Below are 1,460 nucleotides of genomic sequence, written 5' to 3'. Positions count from 1 at the left end.
AGTTAGGTATCGGCGCGGAACGGACGGATCATCTGCGAGTGGCAGCCGACACAGCCGTTGGCGATGTAGACGTCGCGGCCTTCCAGTTCAAGCGCGGTGCGCGGCTTCATGCCTTCGACCGGCTTGTTGGTCACATCCTGGAAAAACAGCGGAACGATTTGGGTCAGGCCACCGACGCTGACGGCGATGACCATGAAGAAGGCCAGCAGGCCAATATTCTTCTCGACAGCTTCATGCTTCATCAGTGAGCTCCAACGACAGCGATCTGGGCAGCGGCTTCGGCTTCAGCCGGGTTCGAGGCGCGCACGGTGCGCCAGACGTTGTAAGCCATCAGGAACATGCCGCTGGCGAAGAACGCACCGCCCAAGGCACGCACGATATAACCCGGGTGGCTGGCTTGCAGCGCTTCAACGAACGAGTAGGTGAGGGTGCCGTCGTCGTTGATTGCACGCCACATCAGGCCCTGAGTGATGCCGTTGACCCACATCGATGCGATGTAGAGCACGGTGCCGATGGTCGCGAGCCAGAAGTGCGCGTTGATCAGGCCAACGCTGTGCATCTGCGCACGGCCGAACAGTTTCGGGATCATGTGGTAGATCGCGCCGATCGAGATCATCGCCACCCAGCCCAGCGCGCCGGCGTGTACGTGGCCGATGGTCCAGTCGGTGTAGTGCGAGAGCGAGTTGACGGTCTTGATCGCCATCATCGGCCCTTCAAAGGTCGACATGCCGTAGAACGCCAGCGAGACCACGAGGAAGCGCAGGATCGGGTCGGTGCGCAGCTTATGCCAGGCGCCCGACAGGGTCATCATGCCGTTGATCATGCCACCCCAGCTTGGCGCCAGGAGAATGATCGACATTGCCATGCCCAGCGATTGTGCCCAATCCGGCAGTGCGGTGTAGTGCAAGTGGTGCGGGCCGGCCCAGATGTACAGGGTGATCAGCGCCCAGAAGTGCACGATCGACAGGCGATAGGAGTAGATCGGACGTTCGGCCTGTTTCGGCACGAAGTAGTACATCATCCCGAGGAAACCGGTGGTCAGAAAGAAGCCCACCGCGTTGTGGCCGTACCACCACTGGATCATCGCGTCGGTCGCGCCGGAGTAGGCGGAGTAGGACTTGAACAGGTTTACCGGCAGGGACGCGTGGTTGACGATGTGCAGCATCGCCGTCACGACGATGAAGGCCCCGTAGAACCAGTTACCGACATAGATGTGCTTGGTTTTGCGCTTGGTGATGGTGCCGAAGAACACCAGACCGTAGGTGACCCAGACAATCGCCAGCAAAATGGCGATCGGCCATTCCAGTTCCGCGTATTCCTTGGTGGTGGTGTAACCCAGCGGCAAGGTAATGATCGCGCCGACAATGACCGCTTGCCAGCCCCAGAAGGTGAAGGCCGCGAGCATGTCGGTAATCTGCTTGGCGACCGCCGGATGTGCAGCGGAAAAATCAGGTGTAAAC

At 60.1% G+C, this 1,460-nt stretch carries 1 protein-coding gene and 1 pseudogene; both read right to left on the bottom strand.

The features are described from left to right. Nucleotides 1–5 precede the first annotated feature (5 nt). Nucleotides 6–242 (bottom strand): annotated as a pseudogene (locus ACIF4X_RS29270) (cbb3-type cytochrome c oxidase subunit II); the annotation flags it as partial. Continuing rightward, nucleotides 242–1,460: cytochrome-c oxidase, cbb3-type subunit I (ccoN, locus tag ACIF4X_RS29265; RefSeq protein WP_397484699.1), on the bottom strand; the 1,219-nt coding region annotated here is incomplete at its 5' end. The pseudogene ACIF4X_RS29270 and the gene ccoN, both read right to left, overlap by 1 nt.

The organism is Pseudomonas sp. NPDC085632, from assembly GCF_044541255.1.
Lineage (GTDB): Bacteria > Pseudomonadota > Gammaproteobacteria > Pseudomonadales > Pseudomonadaceae > Aquipseudomonas.
This window is presented reverse-complemented; position numbering and strand designations above follow the sequence as displayed.